The organism is Actinomycetospora sp. NBC_00405 (assembly GCF_036044095.1).
GTDB lineage: Bacteria > Actinomycetota > Actinomycetes > Mycobacteriales > Pseudonocardiaceae > Actinomycetospora > Actinomycetospora callitridis.
On the sequence record NZ_CP107938.1, the window covers coordinates 4,802,163 to 4,824,595 of the forward strand.

The 22,433-nt window shown below is 76.0% G+C and carries 23 protein-coding genes; 17 read left to right on the forward strand and 6 right to left on the reverse strand.

The window, feature by feature from the left end; all coding sequences use genetic code 11:
* Nucleotides 1–39 precede the first annotated feature (39 nt).
* Genes OG774_RS23765 through OG774_RS23775 form a run of 3 tightly spaced genes read right to left on the reverse strand, consistent with a single transcriptional unit; the run spans nt 40 to nt 2,782 of the window.
* Entirely contained in the window at nt 40–1,011 is a 972-nt protein-coding gene (locus OG774_RS23765; RefSeq protein ID WP_328304842.1) for a sucrase ferredoxin, read from the reverse strand.
* Nucleotides 1,012–1,068: 57 nt separating this feature from the next.
* Nucleotides 1,069–2,373: a cupin domain-containing protein gene (locus OG774_RS23770; RefSeq protein WP_328304843.1), complete on the reverse strand. Its 1,305-nt coding sequence runs from the start codon at nt 2,371–2,373 to the stop codon at nt 1,069–1,071.
* Nucleotides 2,374–2,380: 7 nt separating this feature from the next.
* Nucleotides 2,381–2,782, reverse strand: coding sequence for a hypothetical protein (locus OG774_RS23775; protein WP_328304844.1), 402 nt, complete (start codon nt 2,780–2,782; stop codon nt 2,381–2,383).
* Nucleotides 2,783–2,976: 194 nt separating this feature from the next.
* Between OG774_RS23775 and OG774_RS23780 the strand changes: the two genes are divergently transcribed.
* The 11 genes from OG774_RS23780 (at nt 2,977) to OG774_RS23830 (ending at nt 13,111) form a co-directional block, all read left to right on the forward strand.
* A complete protein-coding gene (locus tag OG774_RS23780; RefSeq protein ID WP_328304845.1) occupies nt 2,977–3,747 on the forward strand; it encodes a phosphoglyceromutase in 771 nt (256 codons plus the stop codon).
* 203 nt (nt 3,748–3,950) lie between these two features.
* Complete coding sequence (locus OG774_RS23785) at nt 3,951–5,207, forward strand: sensor histidine kinase (RefSeq protein ID WP_328304846.1); 1,257 nt, start codon at nt 3,951–3,953, stop codon at nt 5,205–5,207.
* The gene (locus tag OG774_RS23790) at nt 5,204–5,917 is read left to right on the forward strand and encodes a response regulator transcription factor (protein WP_328304847.1); all 714 of its coding nucleotides are present in this window, start codon (nt 5,204–5,206) and stop codon (nt 5,915–5,917) included. The genes OG774_RS23785 and OG774_RS23790 overlap by 4 nt, the downstream gene beginning before the upstream one ends.
* Nucleotides 5,918–5,955: 38 nt before the next feature.
* Entirely contained in the window at nt 5,956–6,948 is a 993-nt protein-coding gene (locus OG774_RS23795; RefSeq protein WP_328304848.1) for a Ppx/GppA phosphatase family protein, read from the forward strand.
* A gap of 5 nt (nt 6,949–6,953) precedes the next feature.
* Nucleotides 6,954–8,525: a hypothetical protein gene (locus OG774_RS23800; protein WP_328304849.1), complete on the forward strand. Its 1,572-nt coding sequence runs from the start codon at nt 6,954–6,956 to the stop codon at nt 8,523–8,525.
* A 75-nt stretch (nt 8,526–8,600) separates the two neighbouring features.
* Complete coding sequence (locus OG774_RS23805) at nt 8,601–9,353, forward strand: sugar phosphate isomerase/epimerase family protein (RefSeq protein ID WP_328311113.1); 753 nt, start codon at nt 8,601–8,603, stop codon at nt 9,351–9,353.
* Between the two features lie 20 nt (nt 9,354–9,373).
* The gene (gene proC, locus OG774_RS23810) at nt 9,374–10,216 is read left to right on the forward strand and encodes a pyrroline-5-carboxylate reductase (protein ID WP_328304850.1); all 843 of its coding nucleotides are present in this window, start codon (nt 9,374–9,376) and stop codon (nt 10,214–10,216) included.
* Nucleotides 10,217–10,441: 225 nt separating this feature from the next.
* Complete coding sequence (locus tag OG774_RS23815; RefSeq protein WP_274190915.1) at nt 10,442–10,675, forward strand: helix-turn-helix domain-containing protein; 234 nt, start codon at nt 10,442–10,444, stop codon at nt 10,673–10,675.
* Nucleotides 10,676–10,784: 109 nt separating this feature from the next.
* Entirely contained in the window at nt 10,785–10,886 is a 102-nt protein-coding gene (locus OG774_RS23820; RefSeq protein ID WP_010241351.1) for a 30S ribosomal protein bS22, read from the forward strand.
* A 60-nt stretch (nt 10,887–10,946) separates the two neighbouring features.
* The gene (locus OG774_RS23825; RefSeq protein WP_274190914.1) at nt 10,947–11,999 is read left to right on the forward strand and encodes an NAD-dependent epimerase/dehydratase family protein; all 1,053 of its coding nucleotides are present in this window, start codon (nt 10,947–10,949) and stop codon (nt 11,997–11,999) included.
* A 47-nt stretch (nt 12,000–12,046) separates the two neighbouring features.
* On the forward strand, nt 12,047–13,111 hold the full coding sequence (locus tag OG774_RS23830; protein ID WP_328304851.1) for a lysophospholipid acyltransferase family protein: 1,065 nt from the start codon (nt 12,047–12,049) through the stop codon (nt 13,109–13,111).
* A gap of 25 nt (nt 13,112–13,136) precedes the next feature.
* On the opposite strand, the gene OG774_RS23835 is transcribed toward OG774_RS23830, so the two are convergent.
* The 3 genes from OG774_RS23835 to OG774_RS23845 form a co-directional block, all read right to left on the reverse strand.
* Nucleotides 13,137–14,192, reverse strand: coding sequence for an HAD family hydrolase (locus OG774_RS23835; RefSeq protein WP_328304852.1), 1,056 nt, complete (start codon nt 14,190–14,192; stop codon nt 13,137–13,139).
* A gap of 146 nt (nt 14,193–14,338) precedes the next feature.
* Nucleotides 14,339–15,667 carry a DUF5667 domain-containing protein gene (locus OG774_RS23840; RefSeq protein ID WP_328304853.1) on the reverse strand — a complete coding sequence of 443 codons (1,329 nt, stop codon included), beginning with the start codon at nt 15,665–15,667 and terminating at the stop codon, nt 14,339–14,341.
* 124 nt (nt 15,668–15,791) lie between these two features.
* Nucleotides 15,792–16,388: a sigma-70 family RNA polymerase sigma factor gene (locus OG774_RS23845; RefSeq protein WP_442874011.1), complete on the reverse strand. Its 597-nt coding sequence runs from the start codon at nt 16,386–16,388 to the stop codon at nt 15,792–15,794.
* A 1,013-nt stretch (nt 16,389–17,401) separates the two neighbouring features.
* Between OG774_RS23845 and OG774_RS23850 the strand changes: the two genes are divergently transcribed.
* The 6 genes from OG774_RS23850 (at nt 17,402) to hemC (ending at nt 22,410) form a co-directional block, all read left to right on the forward strand.
* On the forward strand, nt 17,402–17,650 hold the full coding sequence (locus OG774_RS23850; RefSeq protein WP_328311115.1) for a glutaredoxin family protein: 249 nt from the start codon (nt 17,402–17,404) through the stop codon (nt 17,648–17,650).
* Entirely contained in the window at nt 17,647–18,234 is a 588-nt protein-coding gene (locus tag OG774_RS23855) for a hypothetical protein (protein ID WP_328304854.1), read from the forward strand. The genes OG774_RS23850 and OG774_RS23855 overlap by 4 nt, the downstream gene beginning before the upstream one ends.
* Nucleotides 18,231–18,896 carry a hypothetical protein gene (locus OG774_RS23860; protein WP_328304855.1) on the forward strand — a complete coding sequence of 222 codons (666 nt, stop codon included), beginning with the start codon at nt 18,231–18,233 and terminating at the stop codon, nt 18,894–18,896. Before OG774_RS23855 ends, OG774_RS23860 begins: the two co-directional genes overlap by 4 nt.
* Before the next feature lie 318 nt (nt 18,897–19,214).
* Entirely contained in the window at nt 19,215–20,009 is a 795-nt protein-coding gene (locus OG774_RS23865) for a redox-sensing transcriptional repressor Rex (RefSeq protein WP_442873907.1), read from the forward strand.
* Nucleotides 20,006–21,403 (forward strand): glutamyl-tRNA reductase, encoded by a 1,398-nt coding sequence (locus tag OG774_RS23870; protein ID WP_328304856.1) that lies wholly within the window; start codon nt 20,006–20,008, stop codon nt 21,401–21,403. Before OG774_RS23865 ends, OG774_RS23870 begins: the two co-directional genes overlap by 4 nt.
* Nucleotides 21,400–22,410, forward strand: coding sequence for a hydroxymethylbilane synthase (hemC, locus tag OG774_RS23875; protein WP_328304857.1), 1,011 nt, complete (start codon nt 21,400–21,402; stop codon nt 22,408–22,410). The genes OG774_RS23870 and hemC overlap by 4 nt, the downstream gene beginning before the upstream one ends.
* Nucleotides 22,411–22,433 lie beyond the last annotated feature (23 nt).

Below are 22,433 nucleotides of genomic sequence, written 5' to 3' on the forward strand. Positions count from 1 at the left end.
CTCCTCCTGAACCAGTCCCCACGCCCGTTCCGGGGAGGTTCATCCCCCGGCCACGGCCCCCAGCGCCCTGGCCTCGGAGCCCCCGGACGACCCGGAGCCGGGGGTCATCTCGACGAGATCGAAGACACGCATCGACGAGGCGCGCCCGGCCGAGCACGTGAGCGGCGTGGGCGAGGCGACCCAGCGCTCGCGCACGACCACCGTCACCGGACCGCGTCCGGGCCCGCCGTCGAGCGTCACCTCGACGACGCCCTGCTCCCGCGTCTCGGTGCCGAGCACGCGCAGGGCGTCCACGCGGGACTCACCGAACGCCAGCCGCGCGTGGTGCTGGGCGGCCTGGGCGGGCGGGGAGAAGCCGGAGCGTCCGCGCACCCAGACGGTGTCGACCTCGCCCGCGGCGTAGCGCTCGACGACGGCCACCGCCTCGGTGGCGGGCACCCGGCCCAGGACGAGGCCGTGGGGGAGCAGGACGACGTTGGCGGCGAACCGGTCGCCGCCGGTGTGCGTGGTCTCCCAGGTGCGGTCCGGGTACGTCGCGGCGAGCTCGGCGGCCACCGGGCGGCCCCGCATCGCGCAGCACGCGTCGTGGCGTCCGTGGGCGCAGACGAGGTAGACGGGCTCGGGCAACTCGACGGTCACGGCGTCGACGTCGGCCAGCGCGGCGGGCAGCTCGAGCGGCGAGGAAACCCGGCCCCAGCGCACCGTCTCCGCACCCGGCGTGGTGTCGACGAGCGCGAAGCGCCCGCGGTCGGCCATCGGCTCCCCGCGGCTGCGGGAGCGGCGGATGAGCTGGAACCGCGCCCCGCGGACACGACAGAACGCGTCGATCGCGTCGAGGACGTCGTCGGGGAAGCCGGCGTCGCCGAGCGCGTCGCGCCCCCACGGCCCCGGGTGCTCCACGAGCAGCCAGCACCGCGCGGGCGGCGCGGTCGCGACGAAGGGGTCGCCGCGGTCGCGGGCCGCCTCCGAGCACCGGAAGCCGGTCGACGCATCGGAGTCCGGTGAGGTCATCTCCCCGTCATACCCGGCCTGGGCCGCGGTGGACACCCGGTGGATGCCGGGCGTGTGTCACGCCGGGCGCAGCACGCCCTCGCGCAGCAGTCGACGGACGACCACGGCGCCGTCGTCCGGGTCGACACCGGGCAGCTCGCCGGCGGTGACGGGGTGTCCGTCGAGCAGGCGCTCGCAGGCCGCGCGCGTGCCCGCGGGCAGCGTCACGGTGCGGTCGGCGAGCTCGAGCAGGACGGCGCCGTCGTCGCCGGTGCGCAGCCGGTGGTGCAGGCCCCGGCGGCAGCGGACGGCGGTCGACGCGTCGGCCGAGGTCGACGCGGCGGCCTGGGCCAGCGGGGCGACGGCCTCGGGGCGGTTGCCCGTCCACGCGCGCCGGCGCAGCCGCCGCGCGACGTGCTCGGCGCGTGCGGGGTCCGGCGCGGCGAGCGTCTCGGCGAGGCGGGCGGCGACGGCCTCGACGTGCGGGGCGAGCGCCTCGGGGTCGGCGGCGTCGATGCCGAGCGGCAGCGAGCCGCGCAGCGTCGGGTCGTCGGTGAGGGCGTTGACCAGCGCGTCCACCACGGCCCAGCGGGTGAGCACGTGGACGCCGATGGTCAGGTGCGCGCTGACCTCGCCCTGGGCGGTGGCCGAGTGCAGGTAGCCGCGCGGGAGGTAGAGCACGTCGCCGGGCTCGAGGACCTCGTCGATCAGCGGGTCCTCGGTGGCGCGGGCGGCGACGGCGCCGGCGCGGTCGTTCCAGGGCTGGGAGCGCAGCGGGTCCGCGTGCACGGGGGCGTGCACGTGCCAGCGCTTCGTGCCCGCGATCTGGAGGACGAAGACGTCGTGCACGTCGTAGTGGGCGGAGAAGCCCTGCGACGACGCGGGCGTGATGTAGGCGTTGGTCTGCGCGGGGTGCCCGAGCTCGGCCGCGAGCTCGGTGACGAGGTCCGCCACGGGCGCCCACGTCCGGTGCACGCCCTGCAGCACGACGGTGTGCCCGTCGGCGAACAGGGCGGCGACACGGTCGTCCTGCACCTGGTCGGAGACCTCGGCGCCGACGCCGCCCTCGCCGGTGAAGTGGCGCGAGTCGACCACGGTGCCCTGCTTGGCGATCCGCAGGAACGGGGTCCGCAGCCCGCGTCGCGACAGCAGCTCGTCGACGGCGCCCAGGTCGAACAGGTCGCCGAACGCCTCGGGCTGCTCGCCGTCGGCGTGCTTCGCGAGGTCCGCGGCGCGCGAGAGCCGGGCCTCGCGCCCCCAGGCCGCGCCGGCGAAGTCGTCGAGGTCGCCGGCCACGAGCCGCCGCAGCGCCGGGCGGTCGTGGGACCGCCCGGCGTCGGCGTCATGGCCGCGATCCGACGAGGGATCGGGCGTGGTGGTCATCGGTGACTCAGGCCCCGCCGTCGGCACCGCCGTCGGAGCCGCCGCCGCGGGCGCCACCGTCGGCCGGCCCGTGGGCGCCACCGTCCGCGCCACCGTCGGAGCCGCCGCCGCGGGCGCCACCGTCGGAGGGGCCGTGACCCGCGGCCCCGTCGGCACCGCCGTCGGCGGAGTTGCCGAACGCGCCGCCGTCGGACGGGCCGTGGGCGCTGCCGTCGGCGCCACCGTCGGCGCCACCGTCGGCACCGCCGTCCGCGCCGCCGTCGGCACCGCGACCGGCCGCGCCACCGTCGGCCGGGCCGTGACCCGCACCGCCGTCGGCGCCGCCGTCCGCCCCGCCGTCGCCGCCGTTGCCGGCCGCGCCACCGTCGGCCGGGCCGTGCCCGCTGGTGGTCATGTCATCGTCGTTCACGTCGCACTCCTGAGGTCGAGTCGTTCGGTGACCCGGGCGGCTCCGCGTGGTGTGCGGCCCGCCGCCACCGGGTCGGAGGGTTCGGCGCATCCTGCCGCCGATGCCGCCAGCGGTACCCGTCGAGAGGTGATCTCACGCGCGGGACCACCCGGCGGCGTGGTGTCCCCGACGGGCCGCTGGCAGGCTCCCAGGTCATGACCTCGGAGGGAACCGTCGGCACGCTGGTGCTGCTGCGTCACGGCCAGAGCGACTGGAACGAGAAGAACCTGTTCACCGGCTGGGTGGACGTCGCGCTCTCGTCGAAGGGCGAGCAGGAGGCGCGCCGGGGTGGCGAACTGCTCGCGGACGCGGGCCTGCTGCCCGACGTCCTGCACACGTCGCTGCTGCGTCGCGCCATCAACACCGCGAACCTCGCGCTCGACGTCGCCGACCGCGGCTGGATCCCGGTCCGCCGCGACTGGCGGCTGAACGAGCGGCACTACGGCGCTCTCCAGGGCAAGGACAAGAAGCAGACGATGGAGGAGTACGGCGAGGAGCAGTTCCAGATCTGGCGCCGCTCGTACGACACCCCGCCGCCACCGATCGACCCCGACGACCCGTACGCGCAGACCGGCGACCCGCGCTACGCCGACCTCGGCGATGCGATGCCGCGCACCGAGTGCCTCAAGGACGTCCTCGAGCGGCTGCTGCCCTACTGGACCGAGGCCGTCGTCCCGGACCTGCGCGCCGGCCACACCGTGCTCGTCGCCGCGCACGGCAACTCGCTGCGCGCGGTGGTCAAGCACCTCGACGGCGTGGACGACGAGACCATCGCCGGGCTGAACATCCCCACCGGCATCCCGCTGCGCTACGACCTCGCCGAGGCGGCCGACGGGGACCTCACGCCCACCAACCCGGGCGGCACCTATCTCGACCCGGACGCCGCGAAGGACGCGATCGCCGCGGTGGCGAACCAGGGCCGCTGACGCCCGGGTGGGGCTTTCGGGGGGTACTCGGGGGGCGGAGCCCCCCGAGGGTTTGGGGGCTTTCGGGGGGTACTCGGGGGGCGGAGCCCCCCGAGGGTGGGTGAACAACGCCTGAACTGCAGGCCAACCCTGGCTCGCTCGAACGTCGGACAGCTCACGCGGGACGCACGCGGAGGCCCCGAACGGCCCTACCATCGGGAAACGTGGCCGTCCCCGTGCTGGTGACCGTCGTCGTGGCCCTCCTCGCCGCGGCGCTCGGAGCCGTCGCCGGGGCCGCCGCCGTGCGTCGGAAGACCGAGGCCGGCCGGGAGCGCTCGCGGGGGCCGACGGTGGCCGAGCTCCTCGCCCGTCTGGTCCGCCGCTCGCAGTCCGGCATCGCCGTCGTCAACCGCTTCGGCGACGTCGTGCTCTCCAACGAGCGCGCCGAGGCCCTCGGGGCCGTCGTCGACGCGCGCCCGGACCCGCGGCTGGCTGCCGCGGCCGCGCGTGTCGCCGCGGGCGCGGAGCCCTGCGAGGTCGACCTCTCACCCCGGTCGTTCCCGCCGGGCTCGACGCCGCAGACGATCGTCGCCCAGGTCCGGTCGCTCGGGGACGGCTTCGTCGTCGTCGACGCCACCGACACCTCGGCGGCAGTGCGCCTGGAGGCGGTGCGCCGCGACTTCGTGGCCAACGTCGGCCACGAGCTCAAGACGCCGGTCGGGGCGCTCGCGGTGCTGGCCGAGGCGGTGCTCGACGCCGACGACCCCGACGAGGTCGCCCACTTCGCCACCCGCATCCTCAACGAGTCCCACCGCCTCGGGGCGCTCGTCACCGAGCTCATCTCGCTCTCGCGGCTGCAGGGCGCCGACCGGCTGCCCGAGCTGGTGCGCGTCGACGTCGACGAGGTGCTCACCGAGGCCCTGCGCCGCGTGCGGGTGCCGGCCGAGGCGGCCAGCGCCGCAGGTGGCGACGACGGGGCCGCCGACCCGCGCGGGCGCTTCCTGCTCGACGCGCCGAGCGGGCTCGAGGTCGCCGGCGACCGCACGCTGCTCGTCACCGCGCTCGCGAACCTGCTGGAGAACGCCGTCGCCTACTCGCCGGAGGGCACGCCGGTCTCGGTGCGCAGGCGTCGCCAGGGTGACCGCATCGAGATCTCGGTGACCGACCGCGGCATCGGGATCGCGCCCGAGCACCAGCAGCGCGTGTTCGAGCGCTTCTTCCGCGTCGACCCCGCCCGCTCCCGCGCGACCGGCGGCACCGGGCTGGGCCTCGCGATCGTCAAGCACGTCGCCGCCAACCACGGCGGCGAGGTCCGGCTCTGGAGCCAGACCGGCGTGGGCTCCACGTTCACGCTCCGGGTGCCCGCCGCCACCGCGGAGGACGCCGACACGGTGACGGACGGCCTCGACGCCGACCTCGCCCTCACACCGGCGGGATCCGGACCGGACCCGGCCCCGTCCCTGCCCGGAGGTTCGCCATGACCCGCGTGCTCATCGTCGAGGACGAGGAGTCGTTCGCCGACCCGCTCGCCTACCTCCTGCGCAAGGAGGGCTTCGAGACCTCGGTGGCCGGCACGGGGGCCGCCGCGCTCGACGACTTCGAGCGCCACGGCGCCGACATCGTCCTGCTCGACCTCATGCTCCCGGGCATGAGCGGCACCGACGTGTGCAAGGCGCTGCGCCAGCGCTCCTCGGTCCCGGTGATCATGGTGACCGCGCGCGACGCCGAGATCGACAAGGTGGTGGGCCTGGAGCTCGGCGCCGACGACTACGTCACCAAGCCCTACTCGGCGCGCGAGCTGATCGCCCGTGTCCGGGCCGTCCTGCGCCGCGGCCAGGACGCCGACGCCGAGGGCGCCGTGCCCGGCGGCTCCGAGCGCCAGATCCTCGAGGCCGGCCCGATCCGGATGGACGTCGACCGCCACGTGGTCACCGTCGACGGCCCCGGCGGGAGCACCGAGGTGCCGCTGCCGCTCAAGGAGTTCGACCTGCTCGAGTACCTCATGCGCAACGTCGGCCGGGTGCTCACGCGCGCCCAGCTCATCGACCGCGTCTGGGGCGCCGACTACGTGGGCGACACCAAGACCCTCGACGTGCACGTCAAGCGCCTGCGCGCGAAGCTCGAGCCGGAGCCCGCCGCGCCGCGGCACCTCATGACCGTGCGAGGACTGGGCTACAAGCTCGACGCCTGACGATCGCGGCTGTTCGGGCCCCCGCTAGACTCGCCGCCGTGCGACTCGGTGTGCTCGACGTCGGCTCGAACACCGTCCATCTCCTGGTGGTCGATGCCCAACGAGGCGGGCACCCGACGCCGACCCACTCCACCAAGACCGCGCTGCGGCTGGCCGAGCACGTCCGCGACGGGCGGCTCGGGGACGAGGGCGCGGACGCGCTGGTCGCCTCCGTCGCCGACGCCCGCCGTCAGGCGATCGAGCTGGGCTGCGAGGACCTGCTGGCGTTCGCGACGTCCGCGGTGCGCGACGCGTCGAACTCGAACGCCGTGCTGGAGCGGGTCCGCATCGAGGCCGGGGTCGACCTGCACGTGCTCTCCGGGCCCGACGAGGCGTCGCTGACGTTCCTCGCCGTGCGCCGCTGGCTGGGCTGGTCGGCGGGCCACCTCCTGGTGCTCGACATCGGCGGCGGCTCGCTGGAGATGGCGGTGGGGCGCGACGAGGCCCCGGTGCACGCGATCTCGGTGCCGCTGGGCGCGGGCCGGCTCACCCGTGACTGGTTCACGACGGACCCCCCGCAGCGCCGCGAGCTCAAGTCGATCACCGAGTACGCCCACGAGGTGCTCGCCCCGGCCGCCACCACGCTGCTCGGCGAGGGCACGCCGGACCGTGCGGTCGTCACCTCCAAGACCTTCCGCTCGCTCGCCCGCCTCACCGGCGCGGCCCCGCGCAGCGCCGGGCCCCGGGTACGCCGGCGGCTGTCCGCGGCGGGCCTGCGCCAGGTCGTGGCGTTCATCTCGCGGATGAGCTCCGCGGACCTCGCCGAGCTCGAGGGCGTGAGCGCCAGCCGTTCGCACCAGCTCGTCGCCGGCGCGATCGTGGCCCACGAGGCCATGACCGCGCTGGGCCTCGAAGAGGTCGAGGTGTGCCCCTGGGCACTCCGCGAGGGGATCATCCTGGGGCGTCTCGACCAGGTGCAGCCGGGCGGTGGGGTGCTGTCGGTCGGCGGGCCCCTCGCGACTGGACGACCGACCCTCCACGAGGCACGGTAGGTCGGGTGAACAGGGACGACGGGCCCCGTCCGGGCACCCAGCGCAGCGTGGCCGAGCTCCTGGCCGCGTACAGCGCGGAGTCCCAGCAGCCCCGGCGTCGCCGTACGAACGAGCCCGAGGACGGCGGTGCCGCGGGCCCCGCCCCGGAGGCGCCCGGCGGCTACTCCGGTGGGTACGACCGGGGCGGCTACTCGGGTGGTTACTCGGGCGGCTACGACACGGGGGGCTACGAGCCGGGCGGCTACGACACCGGCGGGTACCAGTCCGCCGGGCACCCGACCGGGCAGGACGACGGCCAGTACGGCGCGGGCCGGTACGACAACGGCCGGTACGACGACGGTCAGTACGGCAACGGGCAGTACGACGGCGGGCAGTACGACGGCGGGCAGTACGACAGCGGCCCGCAGCGGACGGGCCAGTACGACACGGGCCAGTACCGGACCGGCCAGTACGACACGGGCCAGTACCGGACCGGCCAGTACGACACGGGCCAGTACGACACCGGCCAGTACGACACCGGCCAGTACCGGACCGGCCAGTACGACACCGGCCAGTACGACGGCGGGCGCTACGACTCCGGCGGCCACGAGCTCGGCGGGTACGACGACGGGGGCCGCGCCCCCGCTCCCGGCCACGACCCCCGCGGCCCCGGCCCCGGCGCGTATCTGCAGCCCCGGCGCGACCCGTGGGCGGCCGGGCCACCCGGTCCTCCGCCGGGGCCCCCGCCGGGACCCCCGCCCGGCCCGCCCCCGGGCCGTCCTGCCCCGCCGGCCACCGGCACCCAGGCCTTCGCGGGCCCGTCGGCCGGCCCGCCGATGACGAGCCAGCCCCCGAGCGGCCAGCCCACGGCGGCCCAACCGACGGCGGCCCAGGCCACGGCGGCCCAGCCCACGGCGGCCCAGCCCACGGCGGCCCAGGCCACGGCGGCCCAGCCCACGGCGGCCCAGCCCACGCGGGGCGTGCCGGCGGGACCGGGCGGGGTCCCGGCCGCCCGGGTCGGCGACGGCGGCCCCGCGACGGCGGCCTCGCCCCTCGCCCAGCCTCCGGGCGCGCCCCCGCAGCGCGGCGCCGGCCCCGCGGAGGACCGCGGCGGACCGGCGACGGCGGCCTCGCCGATGGCGCGTCCCGACCTCGACGACGAGGACGACGAGCAGGACGGGTACGACGACCGGTTCGAGGACCGCTTCGACGACCGGTTCGACGACGAGCCGGACGACGCCCCCGCCGGGCTCGGCCGTGCTCCGCAGCGCACCCGTCTCGACGACGGGGACGAGCTGGACGACGAGTACGACGACGAGCCCGAGGAGCGCCCCAGCTCGGTCAAGGACTGGGCGGTGATGATCGTCCAGCTCGTGCTCGGCGCACTGCTCGGCGCCGTTCTCTGGACGGTCTTCTCCTACCTGTGGCAGGAGCAGCCGGTCGTCGCGCTCGTGCTCGCCGCCGCGGCGACCACCGGGCTGGTGTTCGGCGTGCGGGCCCTGCGACGTTCCGACGACCTGCAGACCACGGTGCTCGCCGTCGTCGTGGGACTCGTGGTGACCGTGTCGCCGGCCGCGATCGTGCTGTTGAGCCGCTGATCCGTGGCGTCCCACCCCTCCCCCCGCGGGGGCCCGCCGGTCGCGCTGTCGACCGCCTCGGTGTTCCCGGAGCCCATGGACTCGGCCTTCGAGGTCGCCGCCGAGCTCGGCTACGACGGCGTCGAGCTCATGGTGTGGACCGACCCCGACAGCCAGCGGCTCGCCGCGGTGTCCCGGGTCTCCGAGCGCACCGGCATGCCCGTGCTCGCGGTGCACGCCCCCTGCCTCGCGATCACCCAGCGGGTCTGGACGCCGGACCCGGCCGAGCGCCTGCGCCGCAGCGCCGTGCTCGCCGCGAGCCTCGGGGCACCGACGGTGGTGCTGCACCCGCCCTTCCGCTGGCAGCGCCGCTACGCGCTGGGCCTGCCCCGGCAGATCGACGAGCTCGAGCGCGCCCACGGCGTGCGCATCGCGATGGAGAACATGTTCCCGCTGCGGCGCGGCCCGCTGCGGTGGTCGAGCTACACGCCCGGGCACGACCCGACGAAGCCCGGCGCGCGCAACTACACGCTCGACCTCTCGCACACGGCGACCGCCGGGGACGAGGCGCTCGCCCTCCTCGACCGCATGGGGGAGCGGCTGGTGCACCTGCACCTCGCGGACGGCACGGGCGTCGAGCGCGACGAGCACCTCGTGCCCGGGCGCGGCTCCCAGCCGTGCGCCGAGGTGTGCCGCCGGCTCGGCTCCTCGGGGTTCGACGGCACGGTCGTCGTCGAGATCAGCACCCGGCGCGCCCGCTCGCGCAACGAGCGCCTCGACATGCTGGCCGAGTCGCTGCTCTTCGCACGGCTGCACCTGGGCACCGACCTGCCGCGCTCGCGCGTCTGAGGTCGCGGGAGGATCGGGCCGTGGAGACGGTCGCGGTCCTGGGTGGCGGGAAGATCGGCGAGGCGCTGCTGGGCGGGCTGGTGGCTGCGGGCCGCGCCCCCGGTGAGCTGCTGGTCGTCGAGGCGGTGGCGGCGCGCGCCGCGGAGCTCGGCGAGCGGTACGGGATCGGCGCGGTCGACGCCGCGGAGGCCGCGCGGCGCGCCGACGTGCTGGTGGTGGCCGTGAAGCCCGGCGACGTCCCGGCCGCGCTGGACCAGGTGCACGACGTGCTCGCGGACCGGAGCGACGCCCGGCCGACCGTGGTGTCCCTCGCCGCGGGCATCCCGACGGCGAGCCTGGAGGCACGGCTGCCGGCGGACACCGCCGTGGTGCGGGTCATGCCGAACACCCCGATGCTCGTCGGGCGGGCCATGTGCGTGCTCTCGCCGGGCGCGGCCGCGGGGGAGGCCGAGCTCGCGCTCACCGAGCGCCTCCTCGCGGCCGTGGGCCGCACGGTCCGCGTGCCCGAGTCCCAGCAGGACCTCGCGACGGCGCTGTCGGGCTCCGGGCCCGCCTACGTCTTCCTGCTCGCCGAGGCGATGATCGACGCCGGGGTGGCCCTCGGCATGCCGCGTGCGACGGCCACCGAGCTCGTCACCGCCACCGTCGAGGGCGCCGGGGGTCTGCTGACGACGCCGGGCAGCGACGGTCGCGAGGGTGTCGCGCCGCATCCGGGACTGCTGCGCGAGGCCGTCACCTCGCCGGGCGGCACCACCGCGGCCGCGCTCGGCACGCTCGAGGCCGAGGGCCTGCGCACCGCCCTCGCCCGCGCCGTCGCAGCTGCTCGCGACCGTTCCGTGGCCCTCGGGCGCCAGGACGGCTGAGCGCGCCGGGCGGTGCCCGGGGTCCGTTCGTCGTGACGGGATCGTTCTCCGGCGTGTCGGCGTGGACGCTTGACGCGCCTCGGTGCGCGGCTGCCGCACGGTCGGGTGGTCACGAACCAGACGTCACACGCGTCCCGCTACTCTCACCCGCACGGCACGGCGTGTCGAACCGCCGGGAGGGGAAGCCCGGCGGCACGGCCGGTGCCACGGGAAGGCGTGTGACCCATGCCCCAGAACAACGCGGGCCCCGGCCCGCGACGGACCGACGGCGACAACCTGGCGAGGGTGCAGTTCCTGACCGTCGCCGAGGTGGCGGCGGCGATGAGGGTGTCGAAGATGACCGTGTACCGGCTGGTGCACAACGGAGAGCTGCCCGCGGTCCGCGTGGGCCGCAGCTTCCGTGTGCCGGAGGACGCGGTCCACGAGTACCTGCGGGGCTCGTACTTCGACGCCGGCTGACGCTGCGCTCCACCCATCGGCCCTCCACCCACCGGCCGCCACGGCGGCGGCCGGTACGGTGGTGTGTCCGCGACCCGTCGGTCGCGTCCTGCTCACGAGAGGTACTCCATTGGGTTCGGTCATCAAGAAGCGTCGCAAGCGGATGTCGAAGAAGAAGCACCGTAAGCTGCTCCGCAAGACCCGCGTGCAGCGTCGCAAGCTCGGCAAGTAGGCCCGTCCGGCCCGCGAGGGGCCCGGCGCCGGCCGCACGATCCCAGGAGATGCCCAGCTGATGCCCGAGGCGCCGTCCGTCGTCCTCGTCACCGGGGTGAGCCGCTTCCTCGGCGGCCACCTGGCGGCGCGTCTGGCGGCCGACCCGTCGATCGAGCGCGTCCTCGGCGTGGACACCACGCCGCCGTCGCGGGAGATGCGGCGACGGATGGGCCGCGCGGAGTTCGTGCGCGTCGACATCCGGAACCCGCTGATCGGCAAGGTCATCTCCACCGCGAAGGTCGACACCGTCGTCCACGCGTCCCTGTCGGGCAATCCCGGTCAGTCCGGGGGGCGCTCGATGATGATGGAGATGAACGTCATCGGGACGATGCAGCTGCTCGCGGCCTGCCAGCGCTCCGACACGGTGCGGCGGCTGGTGGTGAAGTCGACCAGCGCGGTCTACGGCGCGAGCAAGCGTGACCCGGCGACGTTCACCGAGACCACCGAGCCGAAGGCGATCCCGCCGGGGGGCTACGCGAAGGACGCGGTCGAGATCGAGGGCTACGTCCGCAGCTTCTCGCGCCGCCGGCCGGACATCCCGGTGACGACGCTGCGGTTCGTCAACCTCATCGGCCCGCGGATCGACACGTCGTTCGTCCGGTACTTCTCGCTGCCGGTGGTCCCGGTCGTGCTGGGTTACGACGCCCGGGTGCAGCTGCTGCACGAGGAGGACGCGGTCGCGGTGCTCGAGCGCGCCGCGGCGCAGGACCTGCCCGGGGTGTTCAACGTCGGTGGCGCCGGGGTGCTCATGCTCTCCCAGGCGATCCGGCGCGCGGGCCGGTTCCCGCTGCCGATCCCGCAGCCCGCCGTGCCGCTGGTCGGGCGGTTCACCCGGCGCGCCCGGCTGGTCGACTTCTCGCCCGAGCAGATGCGCCTGCTGAACTTCGGTCGCGTGGTGGACACCACGAAGCTGCGCACGGAGTTCGGGTTCACGCCACGCTGGACGACGGTGCAGGCGTTCGACGACTTCGTGGCCGGGCGCGGGCTGCGCCCGTGGATCGATCCGTCGAGGCTCGGGCAGGCCCAGGACGCGGCGGTCGCCGTCGCGCGCGCCCTGCCCACGGGCTCGTGACCCCTCACCACACCCTGTCCGATCACGAGCGTCCGCGAGGAGACGTCATGCCCGAGGCCCGGGTCATCCCGTTGCGCCAGGACGGAGGTCGTCCGCGACCCCGTCCCGCGCCGCGGCGGGCGAGCCGACCGGGGATCGGATCCCTCACCGAGCGCACGGCGGCAGCCCGCGGGGTGGACGGCGACGTCGGGCGCACCGAGGAGGCCGTGGACGCCGTCGAGCCCGCCACCGGCGGCGAGCTGGCCGCGCTGCCGGCCCCGTCGGGACCGACGGAGCTCGAGGCGCGGGTGGCCGAGGTCGGCGAGTTCCTGCAGCGCCGGCTGACGGGCCGCTACGCGGTCGACGACTTCGGGTTCGACCGCGACCTGACCGAGAACGTGGTCATGCCGCTGCTGCGCCCGCTCTACGACAAGTGGTTCCGCGTGGAGACCATCGGCACCGAGAACGTGCCGACCTCCGGCGGCGCGCTGCTCGTGGCCAACCACTCGGGCACGTTGCCCCTCGACGCGCTCATGACGACGGTCGCGACGCACGACGACCTGCCCGTGCCGCGCTACCTGCGCATGCTGGCCGCCGACCTCGTCTTCGGCCTCCCGGGTGTCGGCGCCGCGGCGCGCAAGGCCGGGCACACGCTCGCCTGCAACGCCGACGCCGAGGCCCTGCTGTCGGCCGGCGAGCTCGTCGGCGTGTGGCCCGAGGGGTTCAAGGGCATCGGCAAGGACTTCGCCGACCGGTACAAGCTGCAGCGCTTCGGGCGCGGCGGCTTCGTCTCGGCCGCGCTGCGCACCGGCGTCCCGATCATCCCCTGCTCGATCGTCGGGGCCGAGGAGATCTACCCGAAGATCGCCGACCTCGGCCCGATCGCGCGTCTGCTCGGCGTCCCCTACTTCCCGATCACGCCGACCTGGCCGCTGCTGGGCCCGCTGGGCCTCGTGCCGCTGCCGTCGAAGTGGTACATCGAGTTCGGCGAGCCGATCCCCACGGACTCCTACGACCCGAGCGCGGCCGACGACCCGATGCTGGTGTTCAACCTGACCGACCAGGTGCGGGAGAACATCCAGCAGACGCTCTACCGCCTGCTCGCGGGCCGGCGGAACGCGTTCCTGGGCTGAGTGGACCGGGGCTGGGCGGGCCGGGTCAGCTGACGCGGCGGCGGTAGGCCGCGCCGGCGACCACCGCGCCGGCCACCGCGCCCGCGCCGAGCACCGAGGGCACGCCGATGCGGGCGACCTTGCGCCCGGACCGGAAGTCGCGGATCTCCCAGCCCCGCCGCCGGGCCATCTGGCGCAGGTCGGAGTCCGGGTTGACGGCCACCGCGGTGCCCACCACGGACAGCATGGGGGCGTCGTTGACCGAGTCGGAGTAGGCCGCGCAGCGCCGCAGGTCGAGCCCCTCGCGCGCCGCGAGGGCGCGCACCGCGTGCGCCTTGGCCGGGCCGTGCAGCAGCTCGCCCACGAGGCGGCCGGTGAAGACGCCGTCCTCGCTCTCGGCGACCGTGCCCAGGGCGCCGGTGAGGCCCAGGCGGCGCGCGATGATGCGCGCCAGCTCCAGGGGCGTGGCGGTGACGAGCCAGACCCGCTGGCCGGCGTCGAGGTGCATCTGGGCGAGGGCGCGGGTGCCCTCCCAGATGCGGTCGGCCATCAGCTCGTCGTAGATCTCCTCACCGAGCTCGACGAGCTCGGCGACGGGCTGACCGGCGACGAAGGACAGGGCCTGCTCGCGGTGGGCGCGGACGTCCTCGGGCGAGCCCTCGCCGCCGAGCCGGAACTTCAGCTGCTGCCAGACGAACCCGCGCATGTCCGCGCCGGAGAAGAAGTTCCGGGCGGCCAGGCCACGGGCGAAGTGGAAGATCGACGCGCCCATCATCATGGTGTTGTCGACGTCGAAGAACGCCGCGGCCGTGAGGTCGGGCGGGACGCGCGTCGACGGCGGGACCTGGTGGATGTCCGGGGCGTCGGCCGACGCGGCCGCGGCCGCCGGACCCCCGCCCGAGAGCTCGCCGTCGGGGGCGCCGTCGACCCCGCCGACGGCGTCCGTGGTGGGGCCTGCGCTGTCCGGCACCGCCTCGAGGAGCTCCGACGCGGTGGGCGTGCCGAGGGCGGCGTCCCGCACCGCGGCCTCGGCGGAGGCCTCCCCGGCACGTCGCGCCGCGTCACGCTCCGCCTGTATCCGGCGCTCGCGCCGTCGTCCCACCGCCGGGTCCTCCCCGTGTCGTAGCCGCCCGTGTCGTAGCCGTCCCGGGACCGCGCCGCCGGGGTGGGACGGGAGCGTCCTCGGCGGTGCTCGTCCACCCTAGACGGGATCGCTGACAGCACACCGGTCGCGCCGGGGGCGGCCGGTCAGCCCAGGCTGAGGCCGGGCAGACCCGGCAGCAGCGGCGGCACGTCGACCTGCGGCAGCAGCGGCACGGGCAGGGGGACCTGGACGGGGTCCGGGGTCGAGGTCCGCTGCTCACGGGAGCCCGACGAGGAGCCGGAGTCGTCCGGGTCGTCCTCGCGGCTGGACGTCTCGCTGCGCGACGACGTCGTGGAGGACGTGCTGGACGTCGTGGTGCTCGACGTCGTGCTCGTGGTCGTGGACTCCGGGATCGCGGTCGTGGTGGTCTGCGTGTCGTCCGACGCTGAGCCGGCGCCGCAGTCGCCGGTCGGCAGCGGGCCCAGGTCGTCGGCCGCGTCACCGGTCGAGCAGCGCTCGGACCCGCCGAACGCGGTGGCGCGCTGGTCGAGGCGCTGCAGCATCTGCTGCGACCCGGCGGCGGCGGTGCGCCCGTCGCCGTCCAGCGAGGGGCTCAGCGTGTCGAGACGGGCCGACTGGGACCGGGCCCACTCGCCCAGCTCGGCGGGCGACGGGCCGGTGGGCTGGGCGGCGAGCGGCAGGATCAGACGCGACCCGGTGCGGGCCTGCTCGTCGAACGCCCGCAGGTTGTCCAGCACGAGGGCGGCCTCGTCGGGGCCGATGCCGGCGGCGACCGGACCCGCGCCCGCCGCCGTGGCGGCCTGGCGCTCGATGAGGTCCGAGACCTCCTCGAGGCGGGTCGAGGCGAAGTCGAGGTGCTTGAGGCCCTTGGCCTCCTGGCCGCTGGTGAGGCCGATCTCGGCGCTCTCCGACGCCCGCTTGATGCTGTAGAGCATCTCGCCGGGCAGCGCGCCGCGGCTCAGGAGCACCGTCAGGGCGCCGAGCAGCAGCACGGCGCACGCGCCGGTGACGAAGGACGACAGCAGGCGGGCACCGGAGCGCCGGGACGTCGCGCGGGCGGCGGGGCGCCGGTCCGCGGGACGCGTCCCGCCCCGGCTCTCGCGGGTCTCCCGCCGCGTGGTGGCACCGGCCCGGCCGGCCCCCCGACCACCGGCCGGACCGGGGTCCGTGGAGCGCAGCACGCGGGTGCGCTCGCGGGTCGCGCCGTCGGCGGTCCCGCCGCCGATCTCGGCCATCACGGCGGCGCGCATGCGCGCCGAGGCGTCCGGGTCGGGACCCTGCGCCGCGCGACCGGCGGTGCGCAGGGCGGAGGCGACGTCGAGGACGCGGGCGAGCTCGGGGTCGACCCGCTCCTGGGGCCGCTCCTGGGGGCGCTCCCGACGGGGATCGGGGGGCGCCGGACGCTCCGCCGCGTCCCGCTGCGCCCAGACGCGAGCGAACAGCTCGTCGTCCCCGTCGTACCCGCTCGACATTCCGCCCGTCCTCATCGTCCGCGCGTCACGTTGCGTGCGCGCCGTGCTCGTCGATGGGCAAAACGACCGGACGGGCGACCGGTTACGTCTTTGCGGTGTGCGGTTCGAACTACATCGTTGTGACTCACCGCAGACCCTCGGGCAACAGTTGAGCGAGGCGGCGCACCGCACGGTGCTGCAGCGCCTTCACGGCCCCCTCGTTGCGGCCCATGATGTCCGCGGTCTCGGCCACGGAGAGGCCCTGGAGGAAGCGCAGCGCGATGCACTCCTGCTGGTCGTCGCCCAGCTTGGCGACGCATTTCAGCAGCTCGGCGTGGGTGGCGCCCGCGATCACCTCGGTCTCGGGACCGGGGCGCAGGCTGCCGGGCGCGACGTCGGCGACCTCGGCGGTCGCGGACTCGAGCCGGTAGCGGCTGGACTTCACGTGGTCGAGGACCAGGTTGCGGGCGATGGTGACGAACCACGCACCGATGTCGCGGCCCTGGTAGCTGACCGAGGTGATCCGGCGGTAGGCCCGGACGAACGTCTCCTGGGTGAGGTCCTCGGCCGCGGGCCGGTCGCCCAGGCGGTAGAGCACGAACCGGAAGACCGTGTCGTGGTAGCGGTCGAAGAGCTGACCGAAGGCGTCGGTGTCGCCGTCCTGCGCGGCCCGCACGAGCGCCCAGCCCTCCGCCGAGGCGCCCTCCTCGGGGAGGTCGTCGGGGAGCTCGTCGGCGTCCACGGTCTCCGAGCCGTCCTCCGCGAGCGGGGGCGGCCCGTCCGCCGGCACGGCCGGCACGGCGACGCCGGGGTCGGCGACCGGGAGGCCGGTGGTCGGCTCGCCCGGGTCGGCGATCGGCGCGGGCCCGGTCGGCGGGTGCCCGGTCGGCGGGTGCCCGGTCTGCGCGTGCCCCGTCGGCGGGGGCGCGGTCGGCGGGTGCGCGATCGGGGGAGGCGGCGGGCCCGGGAGGGGGCCGGAACCGGTCCGGGGGGCCGGGGCCCCGTCGCCCGCCGGCGGGGGCCAGGTGTCCTCCCGCCGGCGCTGCGCGGGGTAGAACGGAGCCGTCGGCGGTGCCGCCGGTGCCGCCGTCGGGGTGCCGTGGCCGTGGTGCCCGCCGTGGCCGTTGGTGTGGCCGTTCGTGTGGCCGTTGGCGTTCCCGTTGGTGCGGGTGTCGATCACGGGCTCGGGCGGGGTGTCGGTCCCGGTGGCCCCGCGCGCGCCGGTGCCGCGCCGGGCGTCACCCCGTGCCGGGGGACGGCCGGCGCCGGGCTCGTCGGCGGGATCGGGTGCCGCGCGCCTCACGTTGCTCCGGGCGGGGACGGGAGGCCGGGGGCCCCGAGAGCGTGCGCGCGCGCCCGGTCGTGACGACCGGCAGCGTCGGACATGCCCTCTCCCTCGATCGACGATTCCCGACCGGATCCCCCGGTGAGGAGGCCTCGTCGCGGGAGCATACGTGCGGCGCGACGGCCCCTGACACCGGCGCGCCCACGGGAGGGGTGACCCTCTCCGACCTGCAGCAACGGTGCGACGAGCGGCCGTTCGGAGTCGTCGTGGGGCTCCGCGTGGAGGTCACGGCACCGTGGGAGACTGCCGCCGGGCGGGGCAGGGACGCGGCCCCGGAGGGAGGCGACGAGCCGGTGGCGGACGAACGGTCCGACGAGCGGGCGACCGTGTCGGTGGGCGGTGCGGCGGGCGGTCGCCCGGACGGGTCGGGCGCCTCCCCGGACGTGGACCTGGCCGTGGAGACGCCCCGCATCGTCGTGCTCGTGCGGGCGGACTGCCGGACCTGCGACCGGATGGAGGGCGTGGTGCGGGAGATCGGCGCGCGGGTCGGTGAGGAGCACGTCGTCGTCGACGTCGACGCCGCGGACACCGACCCCGAGTGGCGCGCCGAGTACGGCGACCGCATCCCCGTCACGCTCGTCGACGGCGTCGAGATCGGGTCGTGGCGGATCGAGCCGGACGACCTGGTCCGTGCCCTCACGGGCGGGGACGTGCCGTGACGGCACCGACGCCCGCGGACGTGCCGGTCCTGCAGACCGCCTCGTCGCTGGTGGAGCTCACCTCCGACACCTACACACGGCTGCAGCGGCTGCCCTACGCCGGCGGCGGCACCGCGCTCGCCCCGGTCCGCGCCCTCCTGGCCACCGCGGTGCAGGAGCTGGACCGCGCCCGCACCGACCTCGCCCGGGCCACCCGCACCGCCGGGGGACGGGTGCAGACCTCGCCGAACGCGAAGTACGCCGCGGTGGTGGAACAGGCCCTGCCGACCGTGCGCGGTCCCGGGGACGTCGTCGGTCTCCTGCTGACCCTCGAGGACGTCCTCGCCCAGACCCTCGTCGCCGACGTCGTCGACCTCTCGTCCCCCGACGTGCGCGGCACGGTCCTGGGGCACGCGACGGCCTCCGCCCGACGCAAGGCGCTGCTGCTGACGCTGGGCGCGCTGCTCTCCACGGGACGCGCCGACCTGGTCGCCGTGCCCCCGGACCTGGTCGCGCTGCCGCCCGGGGCGGGCACCGTCGGCTTCCCCGACGTCCTCTTCCCCACGGAGAAGGCGTCGCCGGCCACCGAGGGGGCCCTGGGATGACCGGGTCCGGGACGACGCGGCGCCGCTTCCTGCTCGGGCTCGGCGCGCTCTCCGGCGCGGCCGCACTGGCCGCCTGCTCGAACACCGCGCCGCCCGGGTCCCCCGCCCCGGCGGGCACGCCGCCGCCGCCGACCACCACGACCACCACGCCGGCCCCCGTGTACGAGGGTGACGCGGCTCTCATGGCCGTCGCGGCCGCGCTCTCCGGCCTCGTAGGCGACCTCCTCGGCCAGGCCGGGACCGGCGCGGGCCAGGGTCGGTACGGGTCCGTCCCGGGGGTGGTGACGGCCTTCCTGTCCGGGGCGGCGGCCCAGCACGTGGCGCACGCCGAGGCGTGGAACCGGCTGCTGACCAACGCCGGGCGGCCCCCGGTCGACGGCTACCCCCTCACCGTCGAGCCCGTGCTGCGCGGTCGTCTCGTGGCCGCCGTCGCCCCCGTCGACCTGCTGGGACTCGCCGCGGACGTCACCGCGACCGTCACCGCCACCATCACCGCGATCGCCGGCCGGGCCACCGAGACGTCGACGGTCGCCCTCGCGGCGGGCGTCGCGCCCGTCTCCGCGATGCACGGCGCGACGGCGGACTTCCTGCTCGGACGGCCGCCCACCGCACCCACGGACCCCACCGCCGGAGCGCTCGGCCCGGACGCCCTGACGGTCTGACCCGAACGGGGCCGGACGGCGCACGGGGACGGCCGAGTACCGCCCCGCGCTGCTCCGGGACGGTGTGGACAGCGCGTCGCGGCGCGCCGACTGGCAGACTGGAGACCTCCGCCGGTCGTCACGACACGGCGCGGGTCCGCACCGGTGCGGAGGGTGGTCGAGCCCACGGCCGGAGGTCCCGCGGCGATTTTGTGCGTGCGTTCACGAGCGCTAGCGTTGTTCTGGAACCGATCCAGGGACGTCCGCGTGGTGCACGGCCGCGGGTGCGGGAACCCCGCGACGGCGTGGTGATGCAGGCATGACAGGAGGCGCCCGGAAGTGACGGTCGACCGCGGCACCCGGCCCGCTCGGCGCGCGGTGCCCTCGAGCCGACCGCCCGGGGTGGACCTCGCACACGCCGCCGGCGCTGGCGAGGAGTCCGCGACCCGCCCGGTGCCCGAGGCGACGGTGGCCCGCCTGGCCGTCTACCTGCGCGTCCTCACCTCCCTGCTCGCCGACGGCCGCGGCACCGTGTCCAGCGAGGAGCTCGCCGCGGCGGCCGGGGTGAACTCCGCGAAGCTCCGCAAGGACCTCTCCCTCATCGGCTCCTCCGGTGTCCGGGGCGTCGGGTACGACGTCTCCCGCCTCACCGCCGAGGTCGAGGCGACGCTCGGGCTGGACAGCCCGCACGCCGTGGCACTCGTCGGGGTCGGCAACCTCGGGCACGCGCTCGCCGGCTACGGCGGGTTCGCCCAGCGCGGCTTCCCGGTCGCGGCCCTCTTCGACGTCGACCCGGCGCTCGTCGGCACCGTCATCGACGGTGTCGAGGTGCAGCACGCCGACGCGATCGACGCGGTGTGCGCCACGCGCGGGGTCACCATCGGCGTGGTGGCCACGCCGGCGGAGGCCGCGCAGCGCGTCTGCGACCACCTCGTGTCCGCGGGCGTGCGCAGCATCCTCAACTTCGCGCCCACCGTGCTCTCGGTGCCGGCCGGGGTCGAGGTGCGCAAGGTCGACCTGGCGGTGGAGATGCAGGTCCTGTCGTTCCACGTGGCGCGCCGGCACGGCACCGTGTCCGCGGCCGGTCCCGCCGCCCCGTCGCGACCGACCCCGCGAGAGGTGTTCTCCCGATGAGCCTGCTCCTGGTCGGCGTCTCGCACCGCACCGCCGAGGTGCCGGTGCTCGAGCGCGTCGCCGTCTCCCCCGAGGACACCCGCAAGGTCCTCGACGAGCTCCTCACCGGCGAGCACGTCACCGAGGCGATGCTGGTCTCCACCTGCAACCGCGTGGAGATCTACGCGGTGGTGGAGACCTTCCACGGCGGCCTCACCGAGGTCTCGAACGTGCTGGCCCGCCACGCGCACGCCGAGGTCTCCGACCTCACCGACCACCTCTATGTGCACTACGCCGGCTCCGCGGTGGAGCACCTGTTCTCGGTGGCCGCGGGCCTCGACTCGATGGTCGTGGGCGAGGCGCAGATCCTCGGCCAGCTCCGCGCCTCCTACGCCGACGCCCGCGAGCTCGGCTCGGCGGGCCGGGTGCTGCACGAGCTGGCGCAGCAGGCGCTGCGGGTCGGCAAGCGCGCCCACGCCGAGACCGGGATCGACGCGGCGGGCGCCTCGGTGGTCTCCGAGGCCCTCACCGACGCCGAGGCCGCCCTGGGCGGGCTGGCCGGGCGTCGCGCGCTCGTGGTCGGCGCCGGGTCGATGGGTGCCCTGACGGCCGCGCACCTGCGCCGCGGCGGTGTCGACGACCTCGTGCTGGCCAACCGCTCGGAGGCCAACGCCGAGCGCCTCGCCGTGGCTCTGCGCACCGAGGGGGCCACCGCCCGCGCCGTCGGCCTCGGCGCGCTGGCCGCCGAGATCGCGGCCGCGGACCTTGTCGTCGCCTGCACCGGCGCCGTCGGCACCGTGGTCGGCGAGGACGACGTGCGCCGCGGGCTGGCGGGCCGCGACACGGGTGCCGCCCCGCTGGTCGTCTGCGACCTGGGCCTGCCCCGCGACGTCGACCCGCGCGTCGCCGAGATCGAGGGCGTCACCGTCGTCGACCTGGCCGCCCTCGGCGAGCGGCTGCGCTCGGCGAGCGCCGGGATCGCCGTCGAGGAGGCGCGCACGGTCGTCGCCGAGGAGGTGCGGGCCTACTTCGCCGCGCAGCGCACCGCCGAGGTCACCCCGACGGTCACCGCCCTGCGCCGGCGCGCCGCGGAGGTCGTCGACGCCGAGCTCCTGCGCCTCGACGGCCGCATGCCCGACCTCGACGAGCGCTCCCGCTCCGAGGTCGCCCAGACCGTGCGCCGCGTGGTCGACAAGCTGCTCCACACCCCGACGGTGCAGGTGAAGCGCCTCGCGCAGTCCCCGGGCGGCGACACCTACGCCGAGGCGCTGCGCGAGCTGTTCGAGCTCGACCCGCAGACGCCCGCGGTGCTGGCCGCCACCGAATCGAGCACCTACACCGCGAGCGTCGAGCCCGGCGACGAGGTCGACCAGGCGCTGGCCGTCGACACCCGGGGTCCCGGAGGGCGGCGATGAGCGCCGACGCCACGGACGCGCCGCCCATGACCGGCGCCGACGCCCGCACGATCCGGATCGGCACGCGCGCGAGCCAGCTCGCGCGCACCCAGACCGACATCATCGCCTCGGCGCTCACCGACGCCGGCGCCACGGTCGAGGTCGTCACGATCTCCACCGACGGCGACCGCAGCCAGGCGGCGGGCACACCGATCGCGATGGACGGCGTCGGCGTCTTCGTCACCGCGCTGCGCGACGCCCTGCTCGCCGGCGAGATCGACGTCGCCGTGCACTCGTACAAGGACCTGCCGACCGCCGGGGTGCCGGGGCTGACGCTCGCCGCCGTCCCGGCGCGCGAGGACCCGCGCGACGCCCTCATCGCCCGCGACGGGATGGTGCTCGGGGAGCTGCCGCCCGGCGCGGTGATCGGCACCGGCTCGCCGCGGCGGGTCGCCCAGATCCGCGCGCTCGGGCTCGGCCTCGAGCTCGTGCCGATCCGGGGCAACGTCGACACCCGGATCGCCAAGGTGACCCGGGGCGAGCTCGACGGGGTCGTGCTCGCCCGCGCCGGACTGGCCCGCCTCGGGCGGGTCGGCGAGGTCACCGAGGTGCTCGACCCCCTCCAGGTGCTGCCCGCGCCCGCCCAGGGCGCGCTGGCCTGCGAGTGCCGATCGGAGGACGCGGCGCTCGAGCACCTGCTGCGCACCACCCTGCACGACGAGGGCGTCGCGGTCGCCGTGGCCGCCGAGCGCGCCGTGCTCGGGGCGCTGGGTTCACCCTGCAGCGCCCCGATCGGGGCGCTCGCCGAGGTCGTCGAGGACCTCGACGACGACGGCAGCGGTGGTCAAAGGGTCGTCGAACGGCTGTCGCTGCGTGCGGTGGCCACCACGGCGGACGGCGCACTCGTGCGCGGGTCCGCGACCGGAGAGACCGAGGACGCCGAGCAGATCGGCCGCGCACTGGCCGAGGAACTGCTCGCCGACGGGGCGGAGCCGACGGGGCCCTCGGGGCCCTCGCCCGCCTCCTGAACACCACGATGGGATCGGAAGAC